Origin of the sequence: Pseudobutyrivibrio sp. AR14 (assembly GCF_900101325.1) — a bacterium.
Taxonomy (GTDB): Bacteria; Bacillota; Clostridia; order Lachnospirales; family Lachnospiraceae; genus Pseudobutyrivibrio.
In genome coordinates this window covers 106,020-131,920 of sequence record NZ_FMUY01000006.1, presented here as the reverse complement: position 1 = coordinate 131,920, position 25,901 = coordinate 106,020, and the positions used below count along the sequence as shown (strand labels likewise).

Annotated in this window: 24 protein-coding genes; 22 read left to right on the top strand and 2 right to left on the bottom strand. The window is 38.0% G+C overall.

The window, feature by feature from the left end; all coding sequences use genetic code 11:
- Window positions 1–4 precede the first annotated feature (4 nt).
- The 4 genes from BLP50_RS07225 (at window position 5) to sfsA (ending at window position 5,069) form a co-directional block, all read left to right on the top strand.
- Window positions 5–592, top strand: a complete 588-nt coding sequence (locus tag BLP50_RS07225) for a cytidylate kinase-like family protein (protein ID WP_090153177.1) — start codon at window positions 5–7, stop codon at window positions 590–592.
- Between the two features lie 197 nt (window positions 593–789).
- The gene (locus tag BLP50_RS07220) at window positions 790–1,779 is read left to right on the top strand and encodes a nucleotidyltransferase family protein (protein ID WP_090153174.1); all 990 of its coding nucleotides are present in this window, start codon (window positions 790–792) and stop codon (window positions 1,777–1,779) included.
- Window positions 1,780–1,811: 32 nt separating this feature from the next.
- Window positions 1,812–4,388: a PEP/pyruvate-binding domain-containing protein gene (locus tag BLP50_RS07215; protein ID WP_090153170.1), complete on the top strand. Its 2,577-nt coding sequence runs from the start codon at window positions 1,812–1,814 to the stop codon at window positions 4,386–4,388.
- 21 nt (window positions 4,389–4,409) lie between these two features.
- Window positions 4,410–5,069, top strand: a complete 660-nt coding sequence (sfsA, locus tag BLP50_RS07210) for a DNA/RNA nuclease SfsA (RefSeq protein WP_090153167.1) — start codon at window positions 4,410–4,412, stop codon at window positions 5,067–5,069.
- Between the two features lie 4 nt (window positions 5,070–5,073).
- Here sfsA and BLP50_RS07205 read toward each other — a convergent pair whose 3' ends face one another.
- Window positions 5,074–5,346: a DUF1294 domain-containing protein gene (locus tag BLP50_RS07205; RefSeq protein ID WP_090153164.1), complete on the bottom strand. Its 273-nt coding sequence runs from the start codon at window positions 5,344–5,346 to the stop codon at window positions 5,074–5,076.
- Window positions 5,347–5,473: 127 nt separating this feature from the next.
- Here BLP50_RS07205 and BLP50_RS07200 point away from each other — a divergent pair, with 127 nt between their 5' ends.
- From BLP50_RS07200 to BLP50_RS07125, 17 genes are all read left to right on the top strand, one after another.
- A complete protein-coding gene (locus tag BLP50_RS07200) occupies window positions 5,474–6,094 on the top strand; it encodes a metal-dependent hydrolase (protein WP_090153161.1) in 621 nt (206 codons plus the stop codon).
- Between the two features lie 468 nt (window positions 6,095–6,562).
- Window positions 6,563–6,964: a hypothetical protein gene (locus BLP50_RS07195; RefSeq protein ID WP_143001131.1), complete on the top strand. Its 402-nt coding sequence runs from the start codon at window positions 6,563–6,565 to the stop codon at window positions 6,962–6,964.
- Between the two features lie 60 nt (window positions 6,965–7,024).
- A complete protein-coding gene (gene rbr / locus BLP50_RS07190; protein ID WP_090153155.1) occupies window positions 7,025–7,567 on the top strand; it encodes a rubrerythrin in 543 nt (180 codons plus the stop codon).
- Window positions 7,568–7,657: 90 nt separating this feature from the next.
- Window positions 7,658–7,960 carry a Dabb family protein gene (locus tag BLP50_RS07185; RefSeq protein WP_090153152.1) on the top strand — a complete coding sequence of 101 codons (303 nt, stop codon included), beginning with the start codon at window positions 7,658–7,660 and terminating at the stop codon, window positions 7,958–7,960.
- Window positions 7,961–7,989: 29 nt separating this feature from the next.
- Entirely contained in the window at window positions 7,990–8,928 is a 939-nt protein-coding gene (locus BLP50_RS07180) for a D-2-hydroxyacid dehydrogenase (protein WP_090153150.1), read from the top strand.
- A gap of 47 nt (window positions 8,929–8,975) precedes the next feature.
- Window positions 8,976–9,152 (top strand): hypothetical protein, encoded by a 177-nt coding sequence (locus tag BLP50_RS14310; protein ID WP_163927207.1) that lies wholly within the window; start codon window positions 8,976–8,978, stop codon window positions 9,150–9,152.
- 72 nt (window positions 9,153–9,224) lie between these two features.
- On the top strand, window positions 9,225–10,136 hold the full coding sequence (locus BLP50_RS07175) for a DMT family transporter (protein WP_090153147.1): 912 nt from the start codon (window positions 9,225–9,227) through the stop codon (window positions 10,134–10,136).
- 89 nt (window positions 10,137–10,225) lie between these two features.
- Window positions 10,226–11,608 (top strand): sensor domain-containing diguanylate cyclase, encoded by a 1,383-nt coding sequence (locus BLP50_RS07170; RefSeq protein WP_242869237.1) that lies wholly within the window; start codon window positions 10,226–10,228, stop codon window positions 11,606–11,608.
- Window positions 11,609–11,658: 50 nt separating this feature from the next.
- Window positions 11,659–12,849, top strand: coding sequence for a pyridoxal phosphate-dependent aminotransferase (locus BLP50_RS07165; RefSeq protein WP_090153145.1), 1,191 nt, complete (start codon window positions 11,659–11,661; stop codon window positions 12,847–12,849).
- A 21-nt stretch (window positions 12,850–12,870) separates the two neighbouring features.
- Window positions 12,871–14,193, top strand: coding sequence for an ABC transporter substrate-binding protein (locus BLP50_RS07160; RefSeq protein ID WP_090153142.1), 1,323 nt, complete (start codon window positions 12,871–12,873; stop codon window positions 14,191–14,193).
- 15 nt (window positions 14,194–14,208) lie between these two features.
- Entirely contained in the window at window positions 14,209–15,144 is a 936-nt protein-coding gene (locus BLP50_RS07155) for an AraC family transcriptional regulator (RefSeq protein ID WP_090153139.1), read from the top strand.
- Window positions 15,145–15,385: 241 nt separating this feature from the next.
- The gene (locus BLP50_RS07150; RefSeq protein WP_090153137.1) at window positions 15,386–16,741 is read left to right on the top strand and encodes an ABC transporter substrate-binding protein; all 1,356 of its coding nucleotides are present in this window, start codon (window positions 15,386–15,388) and stop codon (window positions 16,739–16,741) included.
- A 90-nt stretch (window positions 16,742–16,831) separates the two neighbouring features.
- Complete coding sequence (locus BLP50_RS07145; RefSeq protein ID WP_176753723.1) at window positions 16,832–17,713, top strand: carbohydrate ABC transporter permease; 882 nt, start codon at window positions 16,832–16,834, stop codon at window positions 17,711–17,713.
- Between the two features lie 13 nt (window positions 17,714–17,726).
- Window positions 17,727–18,539, top strand: a complete 813-nt coding sequence (locus BLP50_RS07140; protein WP_090153371.1) for a carbohydrate ABC transporter permease — start codon at window positions 17,727–17,729, stop codon at window positions 18,537–18,539.
- A gap of 20 nt (window positions 18,540–18,559) precedes the next feature.
- Entirely contained in the window at window positions 18,560–21,577 is a 3,018-nt protein-coding gene (locus tag BLP50_RS07135; protein ID WP_090153132.1) for a beta-galactosidase, LacZ type, read from the top strand.
- A gap of 104 nt (window positions 21,578–21,681) precedes the next feature.
- Window positions 21,682–22,206: a DUF6106 family protein gene (locus BLP50_RS07130; protein WP_090153129.1), complete on the top strand. Its 525-nt coding sequence runs from the start codon at window positions 21,682–21,684 to the stop codon at window positions 22,204–22,206.
- A 52-nt stretch (window positions 22,207–22,258) separates the two neighbouring features.
- A complete protein-coding gene (locus BLP50_RS07125) occupies window positions 22,259–23,428 on the top strand; it encodes a galactokinase (protein ID WP_090153126.1) in 1,170 nt (389 codons plus the stop codon).
- 75 nt (window positions 23,429–23,503) lie between these two features.
- On the opposite strand, the gene BLP50_RS07120 is transcribed toward BLP50_RS07125, so the two are convergent.
- A complete protein-coding gene (locus BLP50_RS07120) occupies window positions 23,504–24,448 on the bottom strand; it encodes an AraC family transcriptional regulator (protein WP_090153124.1) in 945 nt (314 codons plus the stop codon).
- Window positions 24,449–24,580: 132 nt separating this feature from the next.
- Here BLP50_RS07120 and xylA point away from each other — a divergent pair, with 132 nt between their 5' ends.
- Window positions 24,581–25,897 (top strand): xylose isomerase, encoded by a 1,317-nt coding sequence (gene xylA / locus BLP50_RS07115; RefSeq protein WP_090153122.1) that lies wholly within the window; start codon window positions 24,581–24,583, stop codon window positions 25,895–25,897.
- Window positions 25,898–25,901 lie beyond the last annotated feature (4 nt).

Sequence of the window (25,901 nt, the reverse complement as noted above, 5' to 3'; positions counted from 1 at the left end):
CTATATGAAAAATATAATTACAATTAGCAGACAATTTGGAGCAGGTGGTAGCACAATTGGCCAGGCAGTGGCAGAGAGGCTTGGATACTATTATTGCGACAAAGATATGATTGTAAGGACTGCCATAGAAAGCGGAAATCTTTCACCTGAGGAGATTCGCTACTATGATGAAAAAGTTCCAAAGGAATTTGGATTTGGACAAAGCCTATTTGATTTTTACAACAAGCCATTAGATGAGCGTCTTTTTAATGCCCAAAGAGAAGCTATTAGAAAGGTTGCTGAAAAGGGTAATTGTGTAATCGTAGGACGAAACGCAAACATTATTCTTAAGGAATATGATAAGAGTCTTCATGTTTTCATTTCTGCAAGCGAGCGCTTCAGATTAAAGAGAATGATGGGTAAAATGCCAGATGTGCCGGAAGCTAAGGTCCTTGAGAGATTACATTCTGTTGATAAGGCTCGTAAGAAATATTGTAAATATTATACACACACAGAATTTGGTAATGCAGAATTCTATGATTTATCAGTAAAGAGTTCAACACTTGGAATAGATAATTGTGTAAATATCATTTGTAATGCGGCAAAGTTTTAGTGGATAGACTATTGCGTATTGACATGGGAAAAGATAACTAATTATAATTAAAAAAAATATTTTGTTTTCGACAAAGGCGTCGCATTTATTTGCGTCGCCTTTTTTTATGCTAAAAAAGCAAAACGGAGATGGTAAATCAAGAACAATTCTTGGAACTACGGTGGAATAGTGAATTAAAAAATGGGAAGGAAGGTAATATGATAAAACTTAACGATTATTTGTATGATGGTGAGACGATTTTTAGAATACTGCAAAAGTATATGGATGATTTAGAGGCAAGCGCGATGGATTCCCATAATCAAATAGATATAGTTCATTGTTCATTTCTTGAAACAATATACGAGTTATTGGAGCATAATGAGTTCTTGACGTCTCAGTCCCAGCGAATAAGAGAGTTTTATAAATACATGGTGGAGAAGTATTATTATCTTGCATTTACTTTTAAAGGGAGAATTAAATCCATTATCAGATCAGAGGAAAAATTTAATAGATATATAGTGGATTATATATATGAGTATTATCAGCAGTATCATCATTTTCCTGCTATACAGGAAGTAAAAGAAAAGTTAAGCTGCTTCAGGGATTTGATTGCTTATAGGATAGTAATATCCTTGCCTAAGTGTCACCTTAAAGAGGGCCAGGACAGAGAGGAAGAAGAGATAAAGCTATTATACGAAATAGCAAATGCACTTCCCTCTTTTTTATCAGAACAGGGATTTGCTGTTGTGAAATCAAATCTTGAGGGTAGGGAATGCTCTGACTTGTTGGATGAGAACTTGAGAGATATTTATAGAGATTATGTTCATGAGCCAACCAGTGCTGGCTATAGATCGTTGCATCTAACACTGTTTGATGAGATGGCAAGATGTTATGTAGAAGTTCAGCTTAGAACAAAGGCCATGGATGACAGCGCAGAAATAGGAAATTCAAACCATTTAAGATATGTGAAGGCTCAAGAACAGCAGCATAGTAGAAGAAATGAAATACCTGTAGGAGAATGTTTATACTTCGATGAGGCGTATGAGCGAGTGGTAGCTCTTGAAGATATAGATTTATCAAAGATAGATGTAAATATGTTTACAGCGGAAAATAACAGCCTGATTAATGATGGATGTGGACTATTTAGGGGTAGACAGATTTTGCCGTTTGAACATTTATCAAGATTTCAAAATGGATTGGTGGATTAAAAAAGTAGATTAATAACTTGGGGGAATTTACAATGGCAGCATTTGATAGAGTATGTTCTGGTATTCCGCAAATGGATGAGCAGTTTGACAACATTAGATTTGGGGATAATGTTGTCTGGAGGGTGGATAAGCTAGAGGATTTTATGCTTTTTGCAGGTCCATACGTGAAGCAGGCAATAGTGGATGGGAGAAATCTAATTTATGTTAGATTTGCATCTCACGAGCCACTCTTTGAACCACAGGAAGGTTTGAAGATTGTTAATGTGGAACTGTCCCACAGATTTGAGACTTTTACAGTTGCTATTCATGAAATAATTGAAAGGGAAGGTGTTGATGCCTTCTTTGTATTTGATTGTCTGTCAGAACTTCAGACTGCCTGGGCTACAGACCTTATGATGGGTAATTTTTTTCAAGTAACCTGCCCATATCTTTTTTCACTTGATACTGTGGCCTTCTTCCCATTGATTAGAGGTAAGCATTCATTTAAAGCAATAGCTAAAATTCGTGATACAACACAGCTATTTCTAGATGTTTATTCAGATTCAAAGCATGTATATGTAAGGCCAGATAAGGTTTGGAATAGGTATTCTGAGACAATGTTTTTGCCTCATATTTATGAGCCTGAAAATGGTACATTTAAGCCGATGCTTGATGGTGTAATGGCTAGCCATTTTTATCAGTTACTTGAAACTGAAACATCAAATGCAGACCGTGGAAACAAGGATAGCTGGGATAGATTTTTTGATATGACAAAGACCATGCACGAAAATGGCATTGACGTCACTGAGCAGTGTAATAGAATGTGCAATATCATGATGAGCAGAGATGAAAGGATGCGCATCATGATAAAAGAAAACTTTAGGGCCGAGGATTATCTTAATGTGAAAAATAGGATGATTGGAACGGGCATGATAGGTGGAAAATCCTGCGGAATGCTCCTTGCCAGAAAGATTATTGAGAACAGTAGGCCTGATATATTTGATAAGTTTGAGCCCCATGATTCCTTTTATGTGGGCTCTGATGTATTTTATACATTTATTGTGGAGAACCACTTTTGGGATATTAGGGTAAGACAGCGAAAGCCAAAAGAATATTTTAGTTTGGCGGAGGAGTTTGCAAATCGTCTAAAAACGGGAAAGTTTTCGCGAGATATGGAAGAAGAGTTGGTTAAGCTTCTTGAGTATTACGGTCAAGATCCAATTATTGTAAGGTCTAGCTCTATTTTAGAAGACGGATTTGGCAATGCGTTTGCAGGAAAGTATGAATCAGTATTTTGCCCGAATGCAGGGGATATGGAACAAAGACTTTTGGAACTTGAGGATGCGATTCGTACAGTTTATGCTAGCACGATGAGTAAGTCAGCCTTAGATTATAGAAATCGTCGTGGACTGCAGGCAAGAGATGAGCAGATGGCTCTTTTGATTCAGAGAGTTTCGGGTTCATATTATGGGGATTATTATATGCCTTGTGCAGCAGGCGTTGGTTATTCATACAGCCCATATCGATTTATGGAAAGTCTGCAGCCAACGGCAGGAATGCTTCGTCTTGTAATGGGACTTGGAACGTCAGCAGTGGATAGAACGGAGGGCTCATATCCAAGACTTGTAAGCCTTGATAAGCCAAAGGCCTCAACAGCGAAAAATAGCATCGAAAAACATAGATATTCGCAGAAGAAACTGGAACTTATTAATCGAGCTGAAGGGAAGTTGCAGCAGGTAGAGCTGGATACAATAAAACCATTTATGCCATTTTATTTGCAGGGCCTGCTTTTAGAACATGATTATGAGGCAGAAAGCATCTATCGTGAACAGGGACATCCTAGAGATATACAGTTTATTTCTTGCTATGGAATAGTTGCAAAGGATGAATTAATGGCTCAGATGAAAGACATTTTGAGAACTATTCAAGAAACATATGAATATCCTGTGGACACAGAGTTTACTATCAATTTTGCTGAGAATGGAGATTATGTAATTAACATTCTACAGTGCCGACCTCTTCAGATTTTTGAGGATTCAATGGATTTTGAAATGCCGGAAAATATAGATGAAAATAAGGTTTTATTTGAATGCGAAAAGTCTTCAATGGGATTATCCAGAGTGGAAAAGATGGATTTAATAGTCTACGTTGATGCTGTTAAATATTACAACATGGGTTACAAGGATAAGTACATTATTGCTAATGCCATCGGAAGGATAAATTGGAAGATGCGTAATCAGGGAAAAAAGATGCTTCTCATGGTACCAGGGCGCATTGGAACAACATCTCCTGAGCTTGGAGTACCTACAGCATTTGCGGATATAAGTGAGTTTGAAGCAATTTGCGAGATTGCAAATTCTGAGGCGGGATACAATCCAGAGCTTTCTTATGGAAGCCATTTCTTCCAAGATCTAGTGGAATCAGGAATACTATATAATGCCATTTTTGAAAATGAAAAGACGAAGGTCTTTAATATGGGATTGTTGAAGGGATATAAGAATATTTTGGTAGAGATGGATAGCAATTATAGGGAGATAGAAGAAATAGTAAAAGTGTATGATGTTTCCGAAAAGGATATTTACTTATGCAATGACATGAAAAATGAAAGAATAATATGTTATGAGAGATAGAATTATGCTATTATCTTTTCCATGAAATATGAATGCATCGTAGAAGCAAAATTTATATCTAGACCCAACAGATTTATAGCTCATGTAGAGGTCCATGGAGAAGAAATAAAAGTCCATGTAAAAAACACGGGACGTTGTAAGGAATTGTTAATTCCAGGAAGGACTGTGTACTTGGAAAAAGCAAGTAACCCTGATAGAAAAACACCTTTTGATTTGGTGGCAGTAGAGACACCTATTGGGATTGTAAATATAGATTCTCAGGCACCAAACGCTGTAGTAAAAGAGTGGCTTATGAAGCAGGACTATGATCTGGTTGTGCCTGAGTACAAATACGGGAATTCTAGAATTGATTTTTACATGGCAAAAGGAGAGGATAAATATCTTCTTGAGGTAAAGGGCTGCACCCTGATAAAAGATGGGATAGGCTACTTCCCAGATGCACCTACCGAGCGAGGAGTGAAGCACCTTAGAGAACTTACTGCAGCCATAGACAAAGGATACAAAGCCATGGCAGCTTTTGTAATTCAAGTGGAGGGCGTCAGTGAGGTAAGACCAAACATAGAGACCCACCCAGAGTTTGGGGTAGCTCTAACTGAGGCTAAGAATGCAGGGGTAGAGGTGCTTAACTTAGAGTGTAATGTGAAAAAGGATGAGCTTACAATAAAAGCTTCTAAATCATGATGATTTAGAAGCTTTTTGTATATATTAGCCACCCTAAAACTAAATGAATTGCAAGAATTAAAGGCATTCCAATGACGAAATACCAGTGCTTTGTCTTGTGGCGGAATAGATACATGCCTAAAAGAGTGCCGATACTTCCACCGATGGCGCTGACTAAAAATAGAGTTTTTTCTGGGATGCGCCATTGATTTGAAATAGCCTTCTTTTTATCAAGTCCCATGACGGCAAGTCCTAGTGCATTCATCATCACTAAATAAGAAATAATAATATCTTTCATAAAAAATCTCCCTAGCAAATAGTATGAGTCTATTATAAAAAATCTAAAATAAAAGATGCAAACTATTTGTCTAAAATAAAAAAAGATTTATCATATAAGGAGGGATTAGGAAAATGGGAGAAATGTTATGCTTAGTAAGACACACATTGCAATAGGAGTGGCCAGCTCTCTAACAATTCTGGCGCCAGAGACTATACAAGAACTGTGTCCTATTGTTATAGGGGCATCAGTAGGAAGTATTTTATGTGACATAGACTGTAAGATCGGTGTATCAAAGGATGCAGTATTAGGCAGGACTATAGCCACCATACTATCAGTGGCAGCCTTATATATAGATATTGTTGCTCATGGCAGCATGTTTGAATACTTTATGCAGACCCACATTATTTCTTTGGTGCTTGGGCTTTTGATAATATTGATTACCGGGTATTTTGCTAGAGAATCGGAACACAGAGGCTTTTCTCATTCGCTGATGGCATTTGGACTATATGGAATAGGTATATTTTTATTTTCAAAGCCAGTGCTTTTAGGCTTCATTATAGGATTTGCATCCCATTTATTGCTGGACGTTATAACATATCGTCCTGTCCAGTTGTTTTATCCTAGAGAAAAGGGAGTAAGCCTTAAAATATGCAAGTCCAAGTCAGCGCTTAACACTGTAATAATGATATTCGGCTATATTTGGCTCATTGCTGTATGCGTTTTGTACTATCAGCATTTTTTGGTTTTACTGCCAAAAAGGGGGTAAAACCCTATTGATTTATACATAGTGCACAGTTTTAGGTATTGGAATTTGTTTAATTTGTATATTTGCCCAATGGAACTTTCTAAAAAAGATGGTATTCTAATGGTGTAATTAGGAATCAGCTTAATAGGAGGTTAGACGATGGGCTTATTTAGAGAGTTATTTGACAGCGAAAACGGCACATTAATGACATTCGTTGAGTATTTAAAGAGCGGATATGTCGACTAAATAAATTTTGAAAAGCATTTCGGAGTGTCCTTATAAAGGGGCACTTCTTTTTTTTACAATAATATCAGCAGATAACCTGCCCAGGAATGGCGAGATTAATTAACAAACGTAGGAGGTGCTGGTATGGAGAAGATTAAAATATACATAGACATGGATGGTTGCATTGCCAAGTGGAACATGGATGCATCAATAGAAGACACATTTTAGCCAGGATATTTTGCAGCGTTGGAGCCGGATGAGAGATTGATAGATGCGGTTAAGATGCTTTCAGAGGAATATGATGTCAGTATTTTATCAGCTGTTTATCAGGATAATCATTCCATGGATGACAAAATAACGTGGCTTAATAACAACGGTTTAGGACATTTACAGAGGATATTTGTTCCTTATGGCCAGCCCAAGCAAAAGTATATAGATCAGGAATTTACATCCATTTTAATTGACGACTACTCTAAGAATTTGGAGGAGTGGATTTTAGCTAAGAATTGCTATGGAATCAAATATCTAAATGGGATTAATGCGACAAAGGGCATGTGGAATGGATTTATGATATCTAGCCGTATGAATCCTAATGCCATGTGCACCACTATAAAAGGGATTGTGTCTCAATTAATTGCGCAAAACACACTTGCAAAAAGTGCATAGATTAGCGATAATCAATCTTAAAGGGGAGGAGAGTTTTTTGGTGTAAAAGGAGGATAAAAAATGGCAGAGAACAAATACGCAGGCACTAAGACAGAGAAGAACCTTTGGGAGGCATTTGCTGGCGAATCAATGGCTCGCAACAAATATACATATTTCGCTTCAGTTGCTAAGAAAGCTGGATACGAGCAGATTGCAGCTTTATTTTTAAAGACAGCTGACAATGAAAAGGAGCACGCTAAGCTTTGGTTCAAGGCTTTAGGCGGAGTTGGAACTACTCCAGAGAATCTTCTCCATGCAGCAGAGGGTGAGAATGCTGAGTGGACAGACATGTATGATCGCATGGCTAAGGAAGCAGATGAAGAGGGATTCCCAGAGCTTGCAGCACAGTTCAGAGGTGTAGCAGCTATCGAGAAGGCTCACGAGGAGCGTTATCGCAAGCTTCTTAACAACGTAGAGGCTATGGAAGTATTCAAAAAGAGTGGCGTAACTATGTGGGAGTGCCGCAACTGTGGTCACATTGTAGTTGGAACAGAGGCTCCAGAGGTTTGCCCAGTTTGCAAGCATCCAAAGGCATACTTCGAGGTTAGAGAAGAGAATTATTAATTCTTAACACTATGGATTTGTTTTCAGGGTCAATGTTGACGAGCTCAGCATGGCCCTGATTTTATAAGAATTTTTTTAGGAGGATAGTTTATGGTAAAGCACGTTATTTTATGGACTTTAAAGGAAGAGTTTTCCCCAGAGGAAAAGGCTAAAATCAAGGCTGGTATCAAAGAGGGTCTTGAGGCACTTCAGGGCAAGATTCCTGGATTAATTGATATAAAGGTTTACACAGAAGGATTGCCAAGCTCTAATGCAGATTTGATGCTTGATTCTTCATTTGAGGATGAGGCATCCCTTAAGGGATACGCAGTTCATCCAGAGCATGTTGCTGTAGCAGACGGCAAGGTACGTCCATACACAGCATCAAGAGTGTGCCTTGATTTTGAGGTATAGATAATAAGTAATACGAAAAGAGAAGCAAAATGAAGATAGTATTTCTAGACAGAAAAACAATTGGAGAAGATATTGATCTCTCTGGGTTTGAGAGATTTGGAGAGGTGGTTATCTACGACTATTCTACTTCTGAGGAAGTCCCTGAGAGAGTAAAAGATGCAGATATTATCGTACTCAATAAGGTGCTAGTTAACGAGTCAACAATTGGTCAGGCAAAATCCTTGAAGCTTGTGTGTGTCACAGCTACAGGTACCAACAACCTGGACAAGGATTATCTTGCCAGCAGAGGCATAGAATGGAGAAATGTAGCTGGCTATTCTACAGAGGCAGTTGCCCAGCATACACTTGCACTTGCACTTCACCTTTATGAGCACCTAAGCTACTATGATGAGTATGTAAAAAGTGAGCGCTATGTTAATGATAGGATGTTCACTCATTTTGAAAAGCATTTCAATGAGATTAGCGGTAAAACATGGGGCATAATCGGCTTGGGCGCAATTGGAAGCAGAGTGGCAGAGATTGCAACATGCCTTGGAGCCAATGTAGTTTATTTTTCTACTACAGGACGCAATCACTCAGATATCTACAAGGAAGTGGATTTTGATACACTTTTATCCACATCGGATATCATCACTATCCACGCACCACTGGATGAAAATACACTTCATTTGATTGATAAGACTGCTCTTGAGAAGATGAAAAACACAGCTATCCTGGTAAATGTGGGAAGAGGTCCTATTATTGTGGAAAAAGACTTAGCTGACGCACTAGAGTGTGGACAAATTGCAGCAGCAGGTCTTGATGTACTTGATGTGGAGCCTATGTCTAGCGACAATCCACTTGTTAGAATCAAGGACAGCACAAAGCTCATTATCACACCTCATATTGCATGGGCGGCTGTAGAGGCAAGACAGCGTCTAATGAAAATTATCGAGGGCCAGATAGAGGACATCATTTCTTCAAAATAATCTGATAAACTGAAGTTCCTAAGTAATTAAAAATGGGGACTTGGCTTATGGATTTTAACTTTCAGGATGAAAACAAGCCATACTCATCTGATGATGCGTATGAAGATTTGGAAAAGATTCGCGATATTTTGCATGATGCTCAAATGCGGATAAATAAGGACAAAATTAATAAGGCAAATATCGATGTTAGTATAAACATAGATTTACCCGACTCAAATAAATAGAAAAGGCTGTTATAACAGTCTTTTCTTTATGTTTTATTAGAGGCAAATTTAAAAAAGAAAGAGAGTAATATTATGTGGTTATTTTTCGCTCTTGTGACTACCTTTATATGGGGTCTAGCAGAACTATTTTATAAGAAAGGTGCAAGGCCTGATGAGAAGTTTGCTCATCTTAAAATATGCGTCTGCGTAGGTTTCATTATGGGCATTCATGCCGTATTTACACTTATAACAGGAGATATTGGATACGACCCTAAGAATCTCATTAATTATCTTCCAGTATCCCTTTGTTATATTATTTCAATGGCATTTTCATTCTTCGGAATGAGATTTATAGAAGAGTCCATCTCAGATCCAATCGAAAACACATCTGGTGCTATTTGCTCCCTTTTAGCGGTTGTAGTTCTAGGTGAGACTATTGCAGCAGGTTCTGCGATAGCCATTGTAGTAATTGTAATTGGTATATTAGGTATTGGATTTCTAGATAATACGGGGGACACTGATAGAAAGAAAAAGCTTGGGAAGAAGATGGCAATTATAGCATTTGCAATGCCATTTTGTTACGCAATCATAGACGCCATAGGAAGTCTTCTTGATATATATTTCCTTGATATTGAAACAAGCCCACTTTCAAATATAACAGAAGCTACAATTGAGGATGTTGCCAATACATCCTATGAGCTTACATTTTTTATTTGCGCAGTAGTTCTTTTGATATTTATGAAAATCAAGGGAGTTAAATTTGAACTTCCTACACAGAGGGATAAGATTTTAGCAGGTGTTTGTGAGACAGCAGGTCAGTTTACATATGTGTATGCTATGAGTGGAGATGGAGCAATTGCAGCACCTATCATTTCATCGGTATGTGTAGTATCACTTATTCTGTCTAGAATTGTTTTAAAAGAGAAGCTTACTAAGCTTCAGTATTTCTTCTTGTTTTTAGTAATTGCCGGAATTCTAGCCCTTGCAATGATTGAGGGAGAATAGAATAGATGGTATAATAAACGGAAAGTGTGTAATATTTTGGGGATAGATATTGAAAATATTGGTTTTTACGTGACGTTAGGAGGGGAAGTTTGAGTGAGAAAAACGAAGTAGTAATGTCTACAATTGACTACTCTGATGGGGATATATTAAGGATGCTTAAGGACTTGCCAGATGCATGCTGTGTTTTCCAGGTGGTTACAGATCCATTTGGTACAGTCCGAGACATGCTGTTTCTATTTGCCAATGAAAAATACGCTTCATTAGTTGGCAAACCTTCCGCTGAGTTAATAGGCGCAACCTATTACTCGACGGTATCTAATAGGGACGAGGATTGGATTAGGCTTAGTTATCAAGCCGCAATCATGCGTCAGTCTGTAATTAATCGCACCTATAATACACAATTTAATAAATGGTTTGAATTCTGGGCTGTGCCTGTATTTAAAAAGGGATTTTGTGCCTTTATTATCCATGACGTAACAGCTGAAAAACGCAAGGAAGATACCAAGGAAATAACTACAAAATCCAACAACGTAATTATTGAATGCGCTAAAGCATTGTCTGCAGGTGATTTCAAAAAAGGAATTAAGGCTGCTTTGAAAGTTCTTGGAACAACCCTTAAAGCTGACAGGGCTATGATTATAGAAAATAACAAGGGTGAAATAGGAGAAATCGTCGAATGGTCGGACAGAGTAAATGGAACAGGACTGCCATCTAGAAAAGAATTCGAGCAATACGACATTTTTACAATGTGGAACAAGCAGATGTATGGCGAGAATATAATAATTATTGAAGATACATTGCTTGTAAATGTAAAAAACCAACAAGCCTATGCAGGTATGTTATCAGGAAAAGTTTCAAACTACGTGCTAGCTAAATTGACAGATAAAAATACGATTATTGGATATTTGCTGGTTGATAATATCAGTCGAGAAACAGATGTAAATATAAAAGAAGTAGTAGAATCTGTAGCAATTTTTATCTCTGAAGAAGTTAGGAACTATATCCTTCAGTCGGAAATGCTATATATGAGTGAGCACGATATTCTCACAGACGTTGGAAACAGAAAAGCTTTTAATTCAAAAATTGGAATGCTAGAGGGAATGGATATTTCCGTTGGAATATGCTTTGTGGATATAAATGGATTGAAGTCGGTAAATGATGAGATGGGACATGAAGCAGGTGATAATGTAATAAAAGAGGCCTCTGAGGCAATAGCATCCATCTTTAAAAAGAAATATTGCTATCGAATTGGTGGAGATGAATTTGTAGTAGTGATGCCTCAGGTTAGTGAGGGGACTTTTGCCCAGCATGTAGAAAGACTTCGAAAGAAGAGTAAAAAGATTTCAATGGCGATAGGTTCTGTATGGAGCGAAAAATGCTTAGATGTTGAGGAGCTAGTTAATATAGCAGATAAAAATATGTATGCTGACAAAACAGAGTTTTATAGCAAAAACGATAGACGAAAGGAGTGATATATAATAAAATAATTTAGCGTACTAAAGTGAAAGAGAGGACGGAAGAAATGGTTATTTCAAAAAGTATGGAAGCTCTAGTTGCTGGAAGTTCTACTATCAGAAAGCTATTTGAAGAGGGCTTACAATTAGCGGCAGAAGTTGGTGCAGAAAATGTTTATGATTTCAGTTTGGGAAATCCAGCGTCACCGGTGCCGGCAAAAGTTACTGAGTCAATCAAAGATATATTAGCTGAAAATCCAGACTCTTACGTCCATGGATATATGAAAAATGCAGGATTTGACGAGGTTAGAGCTAATGTAGCAGCAAATCTTAATAAGAGATTTGACATGGGCTATGATGCAGGAGATATCGTCATGACAGTTGGTGCAGCAGGCGCCATGAACTGCATCTTCAGAGCACTTATCGAGACAGATGATGAAGTTATTGCATTTGCACCATATTTTGGAGAGTATCGCAACTATGCAGCTAACTATGGCGGCAAATTAGTTGTTGTCCCACCTGATATGGAGAACTTTGATTTAAATATTAATGAATTAGATGCCCTTATCAATCCAAAGACTAAGTGCATTATTATCAATAATCCTAACAATCCATCTGGTAGAATTTTCCCAGAGGAGACAATTAAGCAGCTTGGCGCTATAATTGAAAAAGCAGAAAAAAGAATAGGTCATCCAATTTACGTACTTGCGGATGAGCCATATAGAGAGCTTGTTTATGATAATGAGGTGGTACCTTATATTCCTTCAATTATCAAGAACAGTATTTATATCTATTCATTCTCTAAGACACTTTCTCTTCCAGGTGAGAGAATTGGTTACATGGCTCTTTCTAAGAAAATGGATTGCTATGACGAAATGATAAATGCAATGGCTGTAGCAAATAGATGCTTAGGCTATGTTAATGCACCATCATTATTCCAGTTGGTTGTTTCTAGATGTTTGGATGAGGGAGTAGATCTTGATTTCTACGATAGAAACAGAAAGCTATTATATGACAAGCTTACAGCCCTTGGTTTCAAGGTAGTTAAGCCACAGGGCGCATTTTATTTGCTTGTAAAGGCACCTATGGAGGACGAGGAAGAGTTTGTTTCTCTTGCTAAGAAGCATCACATAATTTTAGTTTCCACTAAGTCCTTTGGTTGCCCAGGATATATTAGAATGGCATATTGCGTAGACTATGAGATGATTAAGCGCTCAATACCAGCATTTGAAGCTTTGGCTAAGGAGTGCGGACTCTAGTTTATACAGGAGGCGATTTATTTGAGAAAGAAATTATTATCTGCAGCATTAATAGCTGGAATGATGTTATCACTTTCAAGCTGTGCTAAGAAAAGTCAGGAAGTCATTTCAGATATGGCTGGCTCTGATGACACTCTTACAGTGTATGCTTGGGATGACAATTTTAATATTCCAGCACTTAAGGCAGCTGAAAAGGATTACAAACAGGTTAATCCTAATTTTGAATTGAATATTGTGAATATGGGAAATTCAGATGCCATAGAGGATGCTGTTGAGGATGCCTATAAGGCAAAGGATTTTTCTTCACTACCAGATATAGTTTTATTTCAGGATCACAGTATCCAGAAGTATGTTAAGGCATATTCCGGTTCTTTTATGTCGGTTGAAGATGCCATTGTAGACTGGGATAATCTAGGCTCTGACAAGGTATCATATTCAGTGGTAAATGGAGTTCACTATGGTTTTCCAGTGGATTCAGGTACTACAATTTTTGCATATAGAGTAGATATTTTAAAAGAATGTGGATATACATTAGAGGATGTTACCGATATCACATGGAAAGAGTTCGATGAAATCGGCAAGGATGTATATCAGAAGACAGGAAAGTACCTAATTAGCGCCATTGGCAAGGATAATGATTTAATCTACATGATGCTTCAGGCTGAGGGTGAGTCCCAGTTCAGAAGCGGTAGTCCTTTTATTGTAGGCAATGAGAAGCTAAAAGAGGTAGTAGAGACAATTGTACAATTAGCTAACGATAACGTCCTTTATCTTGCAGAGGATTGGGACGATTACGTTGATAATGCTATTGGAAATGACATGGTTGCCGGTGTCTATGATGGCAACTGGATTATAAGTTCTATTCAGCAGGTTAAGGCTAATTCAGGCAAATGGGAAATCACCTACGCACCTACATTTACAGGCATTCCAGGCTACGCATCAAATGGTGGATCATCTCTTTGTGTGACTTCTAATTGCAAGAACTCTATGTTAGCCAAGGACTTTTTGGCATATACATTTGGCGGTGGTTCAGCAATAGATGGCAGCTCAATCACTTATGATGATGCTTTACTTAATGCAGGAGTTGTAGGTTCTTGTGTTGCAGCAGCAGGCTCTGATGTATATACTCAGGGTGTTGAGTATTTTAACAATCAGCCAATTTACGCAACAATAGTAGAGTACTCTCAGCTTGTTCCATCGGTAGAACAATCGGATTATCATTATGTATGTAGAAAATACATGTCACAGGCAGTGCTTGATATTATAGAAAATGGCACTGACATTGATGAGGCACTAGCTACAGCTGAGACAGAATATAAAAAGGAGACCGAACCAAAGTATTAGTTTAGGAAATAGGTAATGGCAAAGCAAAAACGTCAGATAGAATACAGGTATTACGAGATTCCATCGGATGAATATGTGCTTGCTCTTTTGGGGGAAAGCTGGGTTCAAAGCTACGGAGCGGAGACAGAGAACCTTTTACATTTTCATAATTATATGGAAATAGGGTATTGCTATTGGGGAAATGGCAAACTTACTATTGAGGAATCCACCGTTAATTATAAAGGTGGAATAATCACTATAATCCCGGAAAATATACCTCATGAGACCAAAAGTCTTAATGATGGCATATGCAAATGGGAATACCTGTTTATCGATATTGATAATTTTATTCGAAAAGAAATGCAGTTTCATAGATTGATACCTGAGGAGGTTATAAAGCGTATTAACAACCAAGGGTACGTCATTCAATGGAACCAAAATAAAAATCTTACAGCTTTAGTTCGTTCTGTAATGGAGGAGTATCGCGAGAAAAAGCCTTATTATAGACAGGCTGTTAAGGGTTATCTTAGAGCATTTGTTGCAGAGCTATTGAGGCTCAATGAAGACATGAGCTCATCTCTTACACTTGAAGAGAAGCGACTTAATAGCTATATCGAGCGAAGTGTTAATTACATTGCGGAGCATTTTGCTGAGGAGATTAAAATGTCGGATGTGGCGGACGAATGCGGATTATCTGAGAGTCATTTCAGACGTATATTTGAAGAGAGCATGAGTATGAAGCCTCTTGATTATCTGAATATGATTCGCATTGATAAGGCTTGTGAGCTTATGCAGACCACAGATTACGCCATGGAGGAGATAGGATTTAGAGTAGGCTATCAGACTCCATCTACATTCAATCGCAATTTCAAAAAGCTAACTAGCAAAACACCATATCAATGGAAAAAGGACAAGAACACTACAGGACTTACAAAAAAGAATTATAAAATCAGCGCAAAAAAGGGCTGGTAAAGGAAAAAGAATGGCCACAGGTCATTCTTTTTTTACATATTTTAGACACAATAACAGTGAAAAATAATTATTCTCATAGATTTAAATGAGCGAATATGCAATTTTTTAGAGCAATTATATTTAACAAATAACAATAATTAATTAGTATTATGACCATATGAGGGGCGCATATTGGGAAAGGAATTGTGCATTGTGTACAAGAAAGCGCCAAATATCTAAGAGAGAAGGAGAATGGAGAGAGATGAAGAAAAAATTACTATCAGTAATGCTCGCAGGAGCAATGGTTTCTTCGCTAGTAGCATGTGGAGGTTCTGACGGAACTGGCGCAGAAGGGGGAGCAGCAGGTGCTGACGGTGCAGAGGAAAATGTACAGTCAGAAGATGAAAACACTTTAACAGTGTATGCTTGGGATGAAAACTTTAATATTCCAGCACTTAAGGCAGCAGAGAAGGATTTCCAGGAGGTTAATCCAGATTTCCATCTTGAGATTATTACACAGTCTCAATCATCAGATGTAGAGACAAAAATCACAAATGCAGCAGAAGCTGGAGACTATAGCACATTACCAGATATCGTGCTTTTCCAGGATCATTATATTCAGCAGTATGTAACAAACTATCCTGATGCATGGCAGTCAGCAGAGGATGCAACTTGTGATTGGTCAGGACTTGGAGCTGAGAAGCTTTCATACTCAACAATCAATGGAGTTCACTATGGATTCCCAGTAGATGCGGGAACAGCTATTTTTGCATATAGAACAGATCTCCTTGCTGAAGCAGGTTACACAATTGATGATGTAACAGGCATCACATGGGATGAGTTCGATGAAATCGGTAAAAAGGTATACGAAAAGACAGGTAAATATCTACTTTGCATGGATGGTGATGGAAACGACTTATTCTACATGATGCTTCAGGCAGAGGGTGTTTCTCAGTTCAAAGATGGCGAGCCATACTTCAAGGATAATGAGACACTTGTAGAAGTATTTAATGTAGTTGTAAAGCTTGCTCAGGACAATGTTCTCTACCTTGCAAATGACTGGTCAGACTACACAGATCAGGCTATCCAGGGTGACTTAGTAGCAGGTGTTTACAATGGTAACTGGATTATTCCTACAATCGAGCAGGTAGCTGACAACTCAGGAAAGTGGGAGATTACAACAGCTCCTACACTTACAGGTAAGCCAGGCTATGCATCAAATGGTGGTTCATCACTTTATATCACAGCAAATTGCCAGAAGAAGGATCTTGCACTTCAGTTCCTTTCATACACATTTGGTGGTGAGTCAGCAGCAGACGGACAGTCAATCACATACGATGAAGCTCTTGTAAATGGTGGTGTAATCGGAACATGTGCAGCAGCTGCAGAGTCAGATGTATATTCACAGGGGGTTCCTTTCTTCAATGACCAGCCAATTTACGCAACAATCGTTGAGTATACACAGCATGTACCTACAGTAGAGCAGTCAGATTATCACTATGCAGCACGTACACAGCTTGGAACAGCTCTTCAGAATGTCCTTACAAATGGCGAGGATCCAGAAGCAGCTATTGCAAATGCAGAAGAGCAGCTTAGATTTGAAATGGAATTAGATTAATAGTTATAAATGAATTTCTTTGGGAAGTGGCTAGCCCACTTCCCATTTTTAAAGAAGGGGGATGCCAAAGTGGAAAATAAAAGAAAAGGAATGACGCTTGCAAATAAACAATTGGCAGCCGGCTGGGCGTTCTTAACACCAGCAACAGTTCTCATTTTTATAATGAGTTTTTATCCAATTATTCAGGCTTTTATCACATCGTTAAAAAAAGGAAAAGGCGTAAATACAGTTTTCGCTGATCCACTTACATACAATTACACTCGAATGTTTCAGGATGGTATTTTCATTCAGTCAATGAAAAATACATTCTTTTATCTTATAATCGAGGTCCCTATTATGCTTGTGCTTGCAATATTACTAGCACAACTTCTTAACAATAAGGATCTTAAATTCAAGGGATTATTCAGAACATGTATCTTTTTACCATGTGCAACATCCCTAGTATCATACTCAATAATTTTCAAATCAATGTTTGCTACACAGGGCCTTGTAAATTCTGTGCTCATGAAACTTGGTTTGATTAGCGAGAATATAAATTTCTTAGGCACACCGGGAACAGCAAAGGCAGTTATCATAATAGCCCTAATCTGGAGATGGACAGGATATAACATGGTATTTTATCTGGCTGGTCTTCAGAATATAGAGTATTCAGTATACGAGGCAGCCAAAATCGATGGAGCCACAGGCTGGAAGACATTTTGGTACGTAACCGTGCCACTTCTAAAACCTACCATTGTTATGACAGCAATAATGTCAATAAATGGTACATTGCAGCTCTTTGATGAGTCAATGAACTTAACAAGTGGTGGTCCTGCAAATTCTACAATCACAATGTCACACTACATTTACAATCAAGCATTTGGACAGGGTGTAGGTGCGCTGGGATACACATCGGCAATGGCATTTTTAGTATTTATCATGGTGGCAATACTTGCATTCATCAATTTGAAAGTAGGTGATACTCGTGACTAAGAAAAATAAATCAATGGTACAACGTAGGCTTATTCCTACATACATATTTTTAATAATTTGCTCATTAATATCTGTATTTCCACTTTATTGGATGATTGCAGCGGCTACTAACACATCACTTAATGTGGCTAGAGGTTCTATTGCATTTGGAAATCAGCTATTAATCAACTTTGAGCACTTGAGAAACGCAGTACAGGGAACACTTTGGAGCAGTTTGGGAAATTCATTCCTCTATGCTACAGTACAGACTATTTTCACATTGTTTATCTGTTCCTTAGCTGGATACGGATTTGAGCTCTATCATGACAAACACAAGGATAGACTTTTTGGAATAATCCTTCTTGCTATGATGGTTCCAGCAGTGGCAACAATGGTTCCACTTTTTGTACTGATATCAAAGGTTAAGCTTTTGAATTCAGTTTGGGCATTTATTCTTCCAGGAATATCTACTCCATTTATGATTATGATGTTCAGGCAGAATTCCCGTAATTTCCCACCTGATATCATGGAGGCAGCTCGAATTGATGGACTTCCTGAGTGGAAGATTTTCTTCAAAATGTATATGCCAGTTCAGAAATCAATCTATGCAGCAGCTGGTGTTATTTCATTTATGAACGCATGGAATGCATATCTATGGCCAAAGGTAGTAATGACTGATAATAGAGCACAGACAATGCCAATGTTTATCGCAAATATTACAAGCGGATACACAGTAGATTACGGCATGACAATGCTTGGAGTATTGTTCTGTTCTCTTCCAACAATGATTATTTTCTTTATATTGCAAAAGCAATTTGCAGAAGGTATTACAGGTTCGGTTAAATAAAAAGATAAAGAGGAAACCACATGTCTGAATTTAAATATTCAATCGTAAAAGACCCAACTATATACATGCAAAACAGATTGAATCCTCATTCTGATCATGAGTTTTATAGCAATGAAGGATATTCTTACGGGGAGCAGTCTGACTTCAAATATTCTCTTAATGGCATCTGGAAGTTTGAATACGCAAAAAACTATGATTGCAGTGACAAGACATTTTTTGAAATGGACCGTAATTGCAAGGGATGGGATGACATTAAAGTGCCAGCTCACATACAGCTAGAAGGCTATGACAAAATAATGTATGTGAATACCCAGTATCCATGGGACGGCCATGAGGAGATAGAGCCAGGAGAGATTCCTACAGAAGAAAACCCAGTTGCAAACTACGTGAAATATTTTGATGTCCCTGATTATATGAAGGATAGGCCAGTTTATATTTCATTTCAGGGAGTAGAAAGTGGCTTTGCACTATGGCTCAATGGAAAATATGTGGGTTATAGCGAGGACTCCTTTACACCGGCAGAGTTTGATTTGTCACCTTTTATAGTGGAAGGGGAAAACAAATTAGCTGTGCAAGTGTTTAAATGGACTGCAGGCAGCTGGTGTGAGGATCAGGATTTCTTTAGATTTTCAGGTATATTTAGGGATGTGTATCTTTACACGGTGCCACTTACACATATAAGAGATATTCGAATCCAGACTTTACTTGATGATGAATATAAGGACGCAACACTAGTAATTGATATGGAGGTAATTGGGTCAGGAATGGCTCAAATTACTGTTTCTGATGATGAGGAGGAAATCCTTAGTAAGACTCAATTGTCAGAGGGAATGAATCATACTGAGATTCATGTACGTGGACCAAAGCTTTGGAGTGCAGAGCAGCCTAATCTATATGATCTGCAGATAAATGTTTTTGGTGAGACAGGACGTATTAATGAGGTAGTAAAAGAAAAGGTAGGATTTAGACGATTTGAGATGAAGAACAATATGATGCACATTAATGGAAAACGCATCGTGTTCAAGGGTGTCAATCGCCATGAATTTTCATCTACAACAGGCCGCGTTCTTTCAGAAGGTGATATTTTAAAGGATATCATCACTATGAAGCAAAACAACATAAATGCAGTGCGCACCAGTCATTATCCTAATCAGACAGCATTCTATAGGCTTTGCGATATATTTGGACTATACGTTATTGATGAGACCAATCTAGAGACCCATGGTACATGGCAGGTTCCTATTCAGATTCTTAAGCTAATGGATGACAGTTATGCAGTTCCAGGAGATAGACCGGAGTACACTGAAAATGTAATTGATAGAGCCCGTAGTTTATTTGAACGAGACAAGAACCACCCATGTGTGCTGATCTGGTCTCTTGGAAACGAAAGCTATGGTGGAACCAATCTGCGCAAAATGCAGGATAAGTTCCATGAGTGGGACAATGGTCGACTGGTTCATTACGAGGGAGTATTTAATGACAGACGTGTAGATATTTCCGACATGGAATCTACAATGTATGCTCCTGTTAAGGATATTAAAAAATGGCTATCAACACATAGAGATAAGCCATATATCAATTGCGAGTATATGCATGCTATGGGAAATAGCTGTGGAGCAATGAGTAAGTACACAGAGCTTGCATATGAAGAACCATTATTCCAGGGTGGCTTTATTTGGGACTATATCGACCAGGCCATAACCACAAAAGACTGCAGAGGTGTGGAATTTGAAGGCTATGGTGGAGATTTTGATGACAGGCCAAATGACGGAAGTTTTTCTGGAGATGGACTGTGTTATAGCAAGGACAGAAGTCCTAGTCCAAAGATGCAGGAAGTGAAATATAATTACCAGAATATAATGATTTCATTTGCTGGAAATAAAGCGCATATTGAAAACAGAAACCTATTTACTAATACAAATGAATATATAGGAATTCTTACAATAGAATGCCTAGGCGAGCTTGTAGCAGAAGATGAGATAAGGATAGATTGTCCACCTCTTGAAGCAGTTGATTATCCGGTGGAATTGGATTTACCTAATGACAATGAGTATGTGGTGACACTCTCTTTTGTGCTTCCTGAGGATACTTTGTGGGCAAAAGCTGGCCATGAAATAGCCTTTGGCCAGACCACAATAGGTGAATTTAGAGTGCCTATGAAAAAGGCTGGTGCTCTAACAATAATAAAGGGATTTCATAATATTGGTGTTAAGGGCCAGGACTTTGAAGTGTTTTTTGACAACCAAAAGGGCTTAACATCCTACAAGTACAACGGAAAAGAGCTATTAAAGCGCACTGTACTTCCAAATTTCTGGCGCCCTATGACGGAAAATGATTTGGCAAATCAGCTTCCATTTAGAGCAGGTCAATGGGAGCTTGCAAGCAAATACATATCTACTGCTGTAATGGATGAGAAGATACAGGAAAGGCCAGTAGTGGAGGAGATGGGTAGCAAAATAAAGGTAGCTTATACTTATCACCTTCCTACAAAACCAGCCCATGAATGCAAGATTGAATATTTGATAAACCCAGATGGTTTTGTAGATTGTAGATTGATTCTGGATAAATCAGATGATGTAGGTGAACTACCAGAGCTTTCTATGGCATTTACTTTGGATGCATCTCTTGAGAACCTTGAGTGGTATGGCAAGGGACCGATGGAGACATACTTAGACAAGGACCATGCTAAAATAGGTGTCTTTACAAACAAGGTAGCAGACAATATGGCCAAATATTTAGTTCCTCAAGAATGTGGCAATCACCAGGAAGTGAGATATGCAAAGATATCCGATGAAAAGGGTGATGGAATAGTATTTGTTGCAAATAATAATGGGCTGTCAGCTCTTCCTTATTCTGTTAATGAAATCGAAGAGGCAAAGCACCATACGGAACTTCCTCCTATACATTTCACCCATGTGAGAATAGGCAAGCAAATGGGTGTCGCAGGTGATGATACATGGGGCGCAAAGACTCATCCAGAATTCATGCTTGATAACAGCAAGAAAATGGAGATTTCCTTTAGTTTTAAGGGTATCTAAGGTATAATAATTGTCGACTGGTTTTTTACTTTATGGGGTATTACCATGTAATCACCTATAAGGAACTACATCTGGTTAGACAGTTATTATATGGAGGGATGAATATGTTTGAATCAAACGATACTTTTGTAGAAGAGGCAGTTAAAGTAGTTGAATCTGGAGCGATGAAGGCTAAGAAACTTTGCCTTTTAGCAGCTACACTTCTGTTTTGTGTGGCAATGATTTCTACTACGGGAATTATAAAGACTATATTAGCTATTTTGACTATAGTAGCAGGTTTGTCATATTGTTGGATTTTAGGCTATAAGAATATTGAGTATGAATATGATTATACAAACGGCAGTCTTGAGATAGCTAAAATCATCAACAATGAAAAGCGTAAAAAGGTAGTTAGTATTGAGCCAAGCGAGGTAAAGCTAGTTGCAGCAGTTGGAACTAACGAATCTCTTAAATATGACCATGTGAACCTTAAGACTTATGATTGTTCAAGCAATCAAGAAGATGACAAAGATTACATTTTAGTGGCTCACAGCGAGGCAAAAGGATACGATTTCAAGGTAATATTCAATCCATCTGAAAAGTTACTTAACGCTATGTCAAAATATAATAAGCATGATATCTATGCTTAAAACCATCGGGGGATATGGTCGATAGACCAGATGGTATAGAAGGAGAAGAATAATGAATGAGAAAGAATTAAAAAGCATTTTTGTGGAAAAGTTCGGAGCAGGCGGCGATATACGCACTTACTTTGCTCCAGGCCGTGTGAACCTCATTGGAGAGCACACTGACTACAATGGAGGCCATGTATTTCCATGTGCACTTACCATTGGAACATACGCAGTAGCAAGAAAGCGTGATGACAGAGTAATAAAGCTCTATTCTGCAAACATTGAAAATGTTGGTGTAATCGAAAGCAGTCTTGATGACCTTACAAACAAGGACGAATATCACTGGGCAAACTATCCTCTAGGAGTTGTATGGGCTCTAATTGAGAAGGGTTGCGAAATTAAATCAGGCTTTGAAATGTGCGTTTGGGGCAATATTCCCAACGGTTCAGGCCTATCATCGTCAGCTTCATTAGAAGTGCTTACTGGTACTGTTTTAAATGATTTCTTTGGACTTAATAAGTCTATGGTGGACTTAGCTCTCGTAGGACAGTACTCAGAGAACAATTTTAACGGATGCAATTGCGGTATAATGGACCAATTTGCGGTAGCAATGGGACAAAAAGACCACGCCATTTTCCTTGACTGTGCAGATTTATCCTATAAATATGCCAGTGTAAAACTTCCAAATGCGAAGATTGTAATCACCAATTCCAAGGTAAAGCATTCACTTGTAGACTCAGCCTATAACGATAGAAGAAATGAAAGTGCTCAGGCACTTGCAGATCTTCAAACAGTTTGTGGCATCAGTACACTGGGAGAATTAACTGACGATGAGTTTGAGAAATACGGCTCAGCCATCAAGGACGAAGTTTGCTACAGAAGAGCTAAGCATGCAGTAGCTGAGAATCAGCGCACTATTAAGGCAGTAGAGGCTCTTAATAATAACGACATCGCCACATTTGGTAAGCTTATGAATGCAAGCCATGTGTCACTTCGAGATGACTATGAAGTTTCTTGCGAGGAGGTAGATTTCCTTGTGGAGACAGAGTGGTCTGTACCAGGCGTCATAGGAGCCCGCATTACTGGAGGCGGATTTGGAGGCTGTACAGTAGCCATCGTAGAAAATGACGCAGTTGATAATTTCAAGAATGTAGTAGGTAAGGCCTACAAGGAGAAATACAACCTTGATGCAGAATTCTACGTTGTGGATATAGGCGATGGAGCAAAAAGAATAGGTTAGGTGGAAAAGTAATGGCTTTTGCGTTAGGTTATATAGCATTTTATGGTCTATTAATATTTGGAATAGTAAAGCTTGTTAAATATCTGAAGAAGAAATAACATATTTGTCTAATAGCAATAGACTAGTAGGATTCGACAATATATTTTGTGTAGATAGCATAGAGGATTGCTGTACAACTAGTTTTTGATTATCAAAGGAAATTCGATATTCTCTTGGTAAACAGTTATACATTTTCCTAAATGCTTTGTTTAAATATTTAGGATCAGAGAATCCGCAAGAAATACTTATATCAATTAAAGTAAGGTCCGTGGTCAGTAAAAGGCTGCGGGCCTTTTCACATCTTAGTTTCATCAAATATTCTTGGAAAGACATATGAAAATTGGCAGTAAAAAAGTGAGATAAGTGGGTCTCTGTAACATGCTCCATTTCTGAAAGTGTAGATAATGTAATCTTTTCCTGATAATTGTTTTCTATATATTCAGAAATGCGTTTAATTCGGCCAATTTTACCTTTTAGATTTATGGCATCGTAATCTGAGGTATGGGCATATGGTAAGAGAGAAAGGATTTTTGAAAAAATCAAATTTAAATAACCAGCGCAGTCCAATTCATAAAAGTCCTTTTTTTGAAAGAATGCTCTGGAAAAAGTGATGAGTAATTCCTTTAAAGATGAGTAATTAGAATCATCACTTGCAGGTAAGACATTATTTCCGGTAAAGTCAATATTTCTTAGCATAGGAATTGCGTTATAGAAAAAAGAGGGATTCACCTGAATAAAAAGCATAGGTACATTCATTTCAGATGATAATTCATGTACATGAAAAGGGTTAATAATAAAAATGTCTCCAGCCTTCAATGAGTGAGAAAACTTATCTATTTTTAGAGTGGCTTCGCCGTAAAGAACTAGGCCCAGCTCGTATTCGCTATGAATGTGAGGGGCTCTGTACTTTAAGACATTGATAAAAGCCTTATAGTCGATATTCTTTTCTGTAATAATTTCAAATTCGTGTTTCTGTCCCATAAAAAACCGCAAGATTGTCAGTTAGTCATAACAAACTTTATCCTATATGAGTTTATCACATTAGCTATAATACGAAAAGAAGAATAAACATAAGCCTAGCGCAGCTAGGATAGAATTGAAGGAGGTTTTGTTATGGGTGAATTTTTTAGTGCAATCCCTGAGATTAAATATGAAGGAAAGAATAGTACAAATCCATTTGCTTTTAAGTACTATGATAAGGACCGCAAGATAATGGGTAAAACAATGGAAGAACATCTTCCATTTGCAATGGCTTGGTGGCATAATCTTGGAGCAAATGGTGTAGATATGTTTGGTCAAGGTACTGCAGATAAATCATTTGGTCAGGCTCCTGGAACAATGGAGCATGCTAAAGCAAAAGTAGATGCAGGCTTTGAATTTATGAAGAAGCTTGGCATCAAATATTTCTGTTTCCATGACATTGATTTAGTACCAGAGGCTGATGATATTAATGAGACTAATCGTCGTCTAGATGAGATTTCTGATTATATCTTAGAGAAGATGAAAGGAACAGATATTAAGTGTCTTTGGGGAACTGCCAATATGTTTGGAAACCCAAGATACATGAACGGAGCAGGTTCAACAAATTCTGCTGATGTATATTGTTTTGCTGCAGCTCAGGTAAAGAAAGCACTTGATATTACAGTAAAGCTTGGCGGTAGAGGCTATGTATTCTGGGGCGGACGTGAAGGCTATGAGTTCTTGCTAAATACAGATATGAAATTTGAGCAGGAAAACATTGCAAATCTTATGCATATGGCAGTTGATTATGGTCGAAGCATTGGATTTAAAGGTGATTTCTATATTGAGCCTAAGCCAAAGGAGCCAATGAAGCACCAGTATGATTTCGATGCAGCTACAGCTATTGGTTTCCTTCGCCAGTATGGTCTTGATAAGGATTTCAAGATGAATATAGAGGCGAACCACGCAACACTTGCACAGCATACATTTGAGCATGAGCTTCGTGTTAGCGCAATTAATGGAATGCTTGGTTCTATTGATGCCAACCAGGGTGATCCACTTCTTGGCTGGGATACAGATGAGTTTCCTTGCAATGTATATGATGCAACACTTGCTATGTATGAAGTTCTCAAATCAGGCGGCCTAACTGGTGGATTTAATTTCGACTCTAAGAATCGTCGCCCAAGTTATACATATGAGGATATGTTCCATGCATTTATTCTTGGTATGGATACATTTGCTTTGGGACTTATAAAAGCAGCTGAGCTTATTGAAGACGGAAGAATTGATAACTTTGTAAAAGAGAAGTATTCAAGCTTCCAGGAGGGAATTGGCAAGAAGATTCGTGATAAGAGCACTACACTTCAAGAATGCTCAGATTACGCACTTAAGATGAAAAAACCAGAATTACCAGGTTCAGGACGCCAAGAATACTTAGAGGCTGTTCTTAATAATGTATTATTCAAATAAATAG

What these genes read in the sequence shown, in the direction of transcription:
- sfsA (WP_090153167.1), top strand. Translation starts at nt 4,410, where the DNA reads ATGAAATATGAATGCATCGTAGAAGCAAAATTTATATCTAGACCCAAC.
- BLP50_RS14310 (WP_163927207.1), top strand. Translation starts at nt 8,976, where the DNA reads ATGGATTTTAACTTTCAGGATGAAAACAAGCCATACTCATCTGATGAT.
- BLP50_RS07125 (WP_090153126.1), top strand. Translation starts at nt 22,259, where the DNA reads ATGAATGAGAAAGAATTAAAAAGCATTTTTGTGGAAAAGTTCGGAGCA.
- BLP50_RS07220 (WP_090153174.1), top strand. Translation starts at nt 790, where the DNA reads ATGATAAAACTTAACGATTATTTGTATGATGGTGAGACGATTTTTAGA.
- BLP50_RS07145 (WP_176753723.1), top strand. Translation starts at nt 16,832, where the DNA reads ATGACGCTTGCAAATAAACAATTGGCAGCCGGCTGGGCGTTCTTAACA.
- BLP50_RS07175 (WP_090153147.1), top strand. Translation starts at nt 9,225, where the DNA reads ATGTGGTTATTTTTCGCTCTTGTGACTACCTTTATATGGGGTCTAGCA.
- BLP50_RS07150 (WP_090153137.1), top strand. Translation starts at nt 15,386, where the DNA reads ATGAAGAAAAAATTACTATCAGTAATGCTCGCAGGAGCAATGGTTTCT.
- BLP50_RS07130 (WP_090153129.1), top strand. Translation starts at nt 21,682, where the DNA reads ATGTTTGAATCAAACGATACTTTTGTAGAAGAGGCAGTTAAAGTAGTT.
- BLP50_RS07165 (WP_090153145.1), top strand. Translation starts at nt 11,659, where the DNA reads ATGGTTATTTCAAAAAGTATGGAAGCTCTAGTTGCTGGAAGTTCTACT.
- xylA (WP_090153122.1), top strand. Translation starts at nt 24,581, where the DNA reads ATGGGTGAATTTTTTAGTGCAATCCCTGAGATTAAATATGAAGGAAAG.
- BLP50_RS07215 (WP_090153170.1), top strand. Translation starts at nt 1,812, where the DNA reads ATGGCAGCATTTGATAGAGTATGTTCTGGTATTCCGCAAATGGATGAG.
- BLP50_RS07225 (WP_090153177.1), top strand. Translation starts at nt 5, where the DNA reads ATGAAAAATATAATTACAATTAGCAGACAATTTGGAGCAGGTGGTAGC.
- BLP50_RS07140 (WP_090153371.1), top strand. Translation starts at nt 17,727, where the DNA reads ATGGTACAACGTAGGCTTATTCCTACATACATATTTTTAATAATTTGC.
- BLP50_RS07205 (WP_090153164.1), bottom strand. Translation starts at nt 5,346, where the DNA reads ATGAAAGATATTATTATTTCTTATTTAGTGATGATGAATGCACTAGGA.
- BLP50_RS07135 (WP_090153132.1), top strand. Translation starts at nt 18,560, where the DNA reads ATGTCTGAATTTAAATATTCAATCGTAAAAGACCCAACTATATACATG.
- BLP50_RS07120 (WP_090153124.1), bottom strand. Translation starts at nt 24,448, where the DNA reads ATGGGACAGAAACACGAATTTGAAATTATTACAGAAAAGAATATCGAC.
- BLP50_RS07155 (WP_090153139.1), top strand. Translation starts at nt 14,209, where the DNA reads ATGGCAAAGCAAAAACGTCAGATAGAATACAGGTATTACGAGATTCCA.
- BLP50_RS07180 (WP_090153150.1), top strand. Translation starts at nt 7,990, where the DNA reads ATGAAGATAGTATTTCTAGACAGAAAAACAATTGGAGAAGATATTGAT.
- BLP50_RS07185 (WP_090153152.1), top strand. Translation starts at nt 7,658, where the DNA reads ATGGTAAAGCACGTTATTTTATGGACTTTAAAGGAAGAGTTTTCCCCA.
- rbr (WP_090153155.1), top strand. Translation starts at nt 7,025, where the DNA reads ATGGCAGAGAACAAATACGCAGGCACTAAGACAGAGAAGAACCTTTGG.
- BLP50_RS07200 (WP_090153161.1), top strand. Translation starts at nt 5,474, where the DNA reads ATGCTTAGTAAGACACACATTGCAATAGGAGTGGCCAGCTCTCTAACA.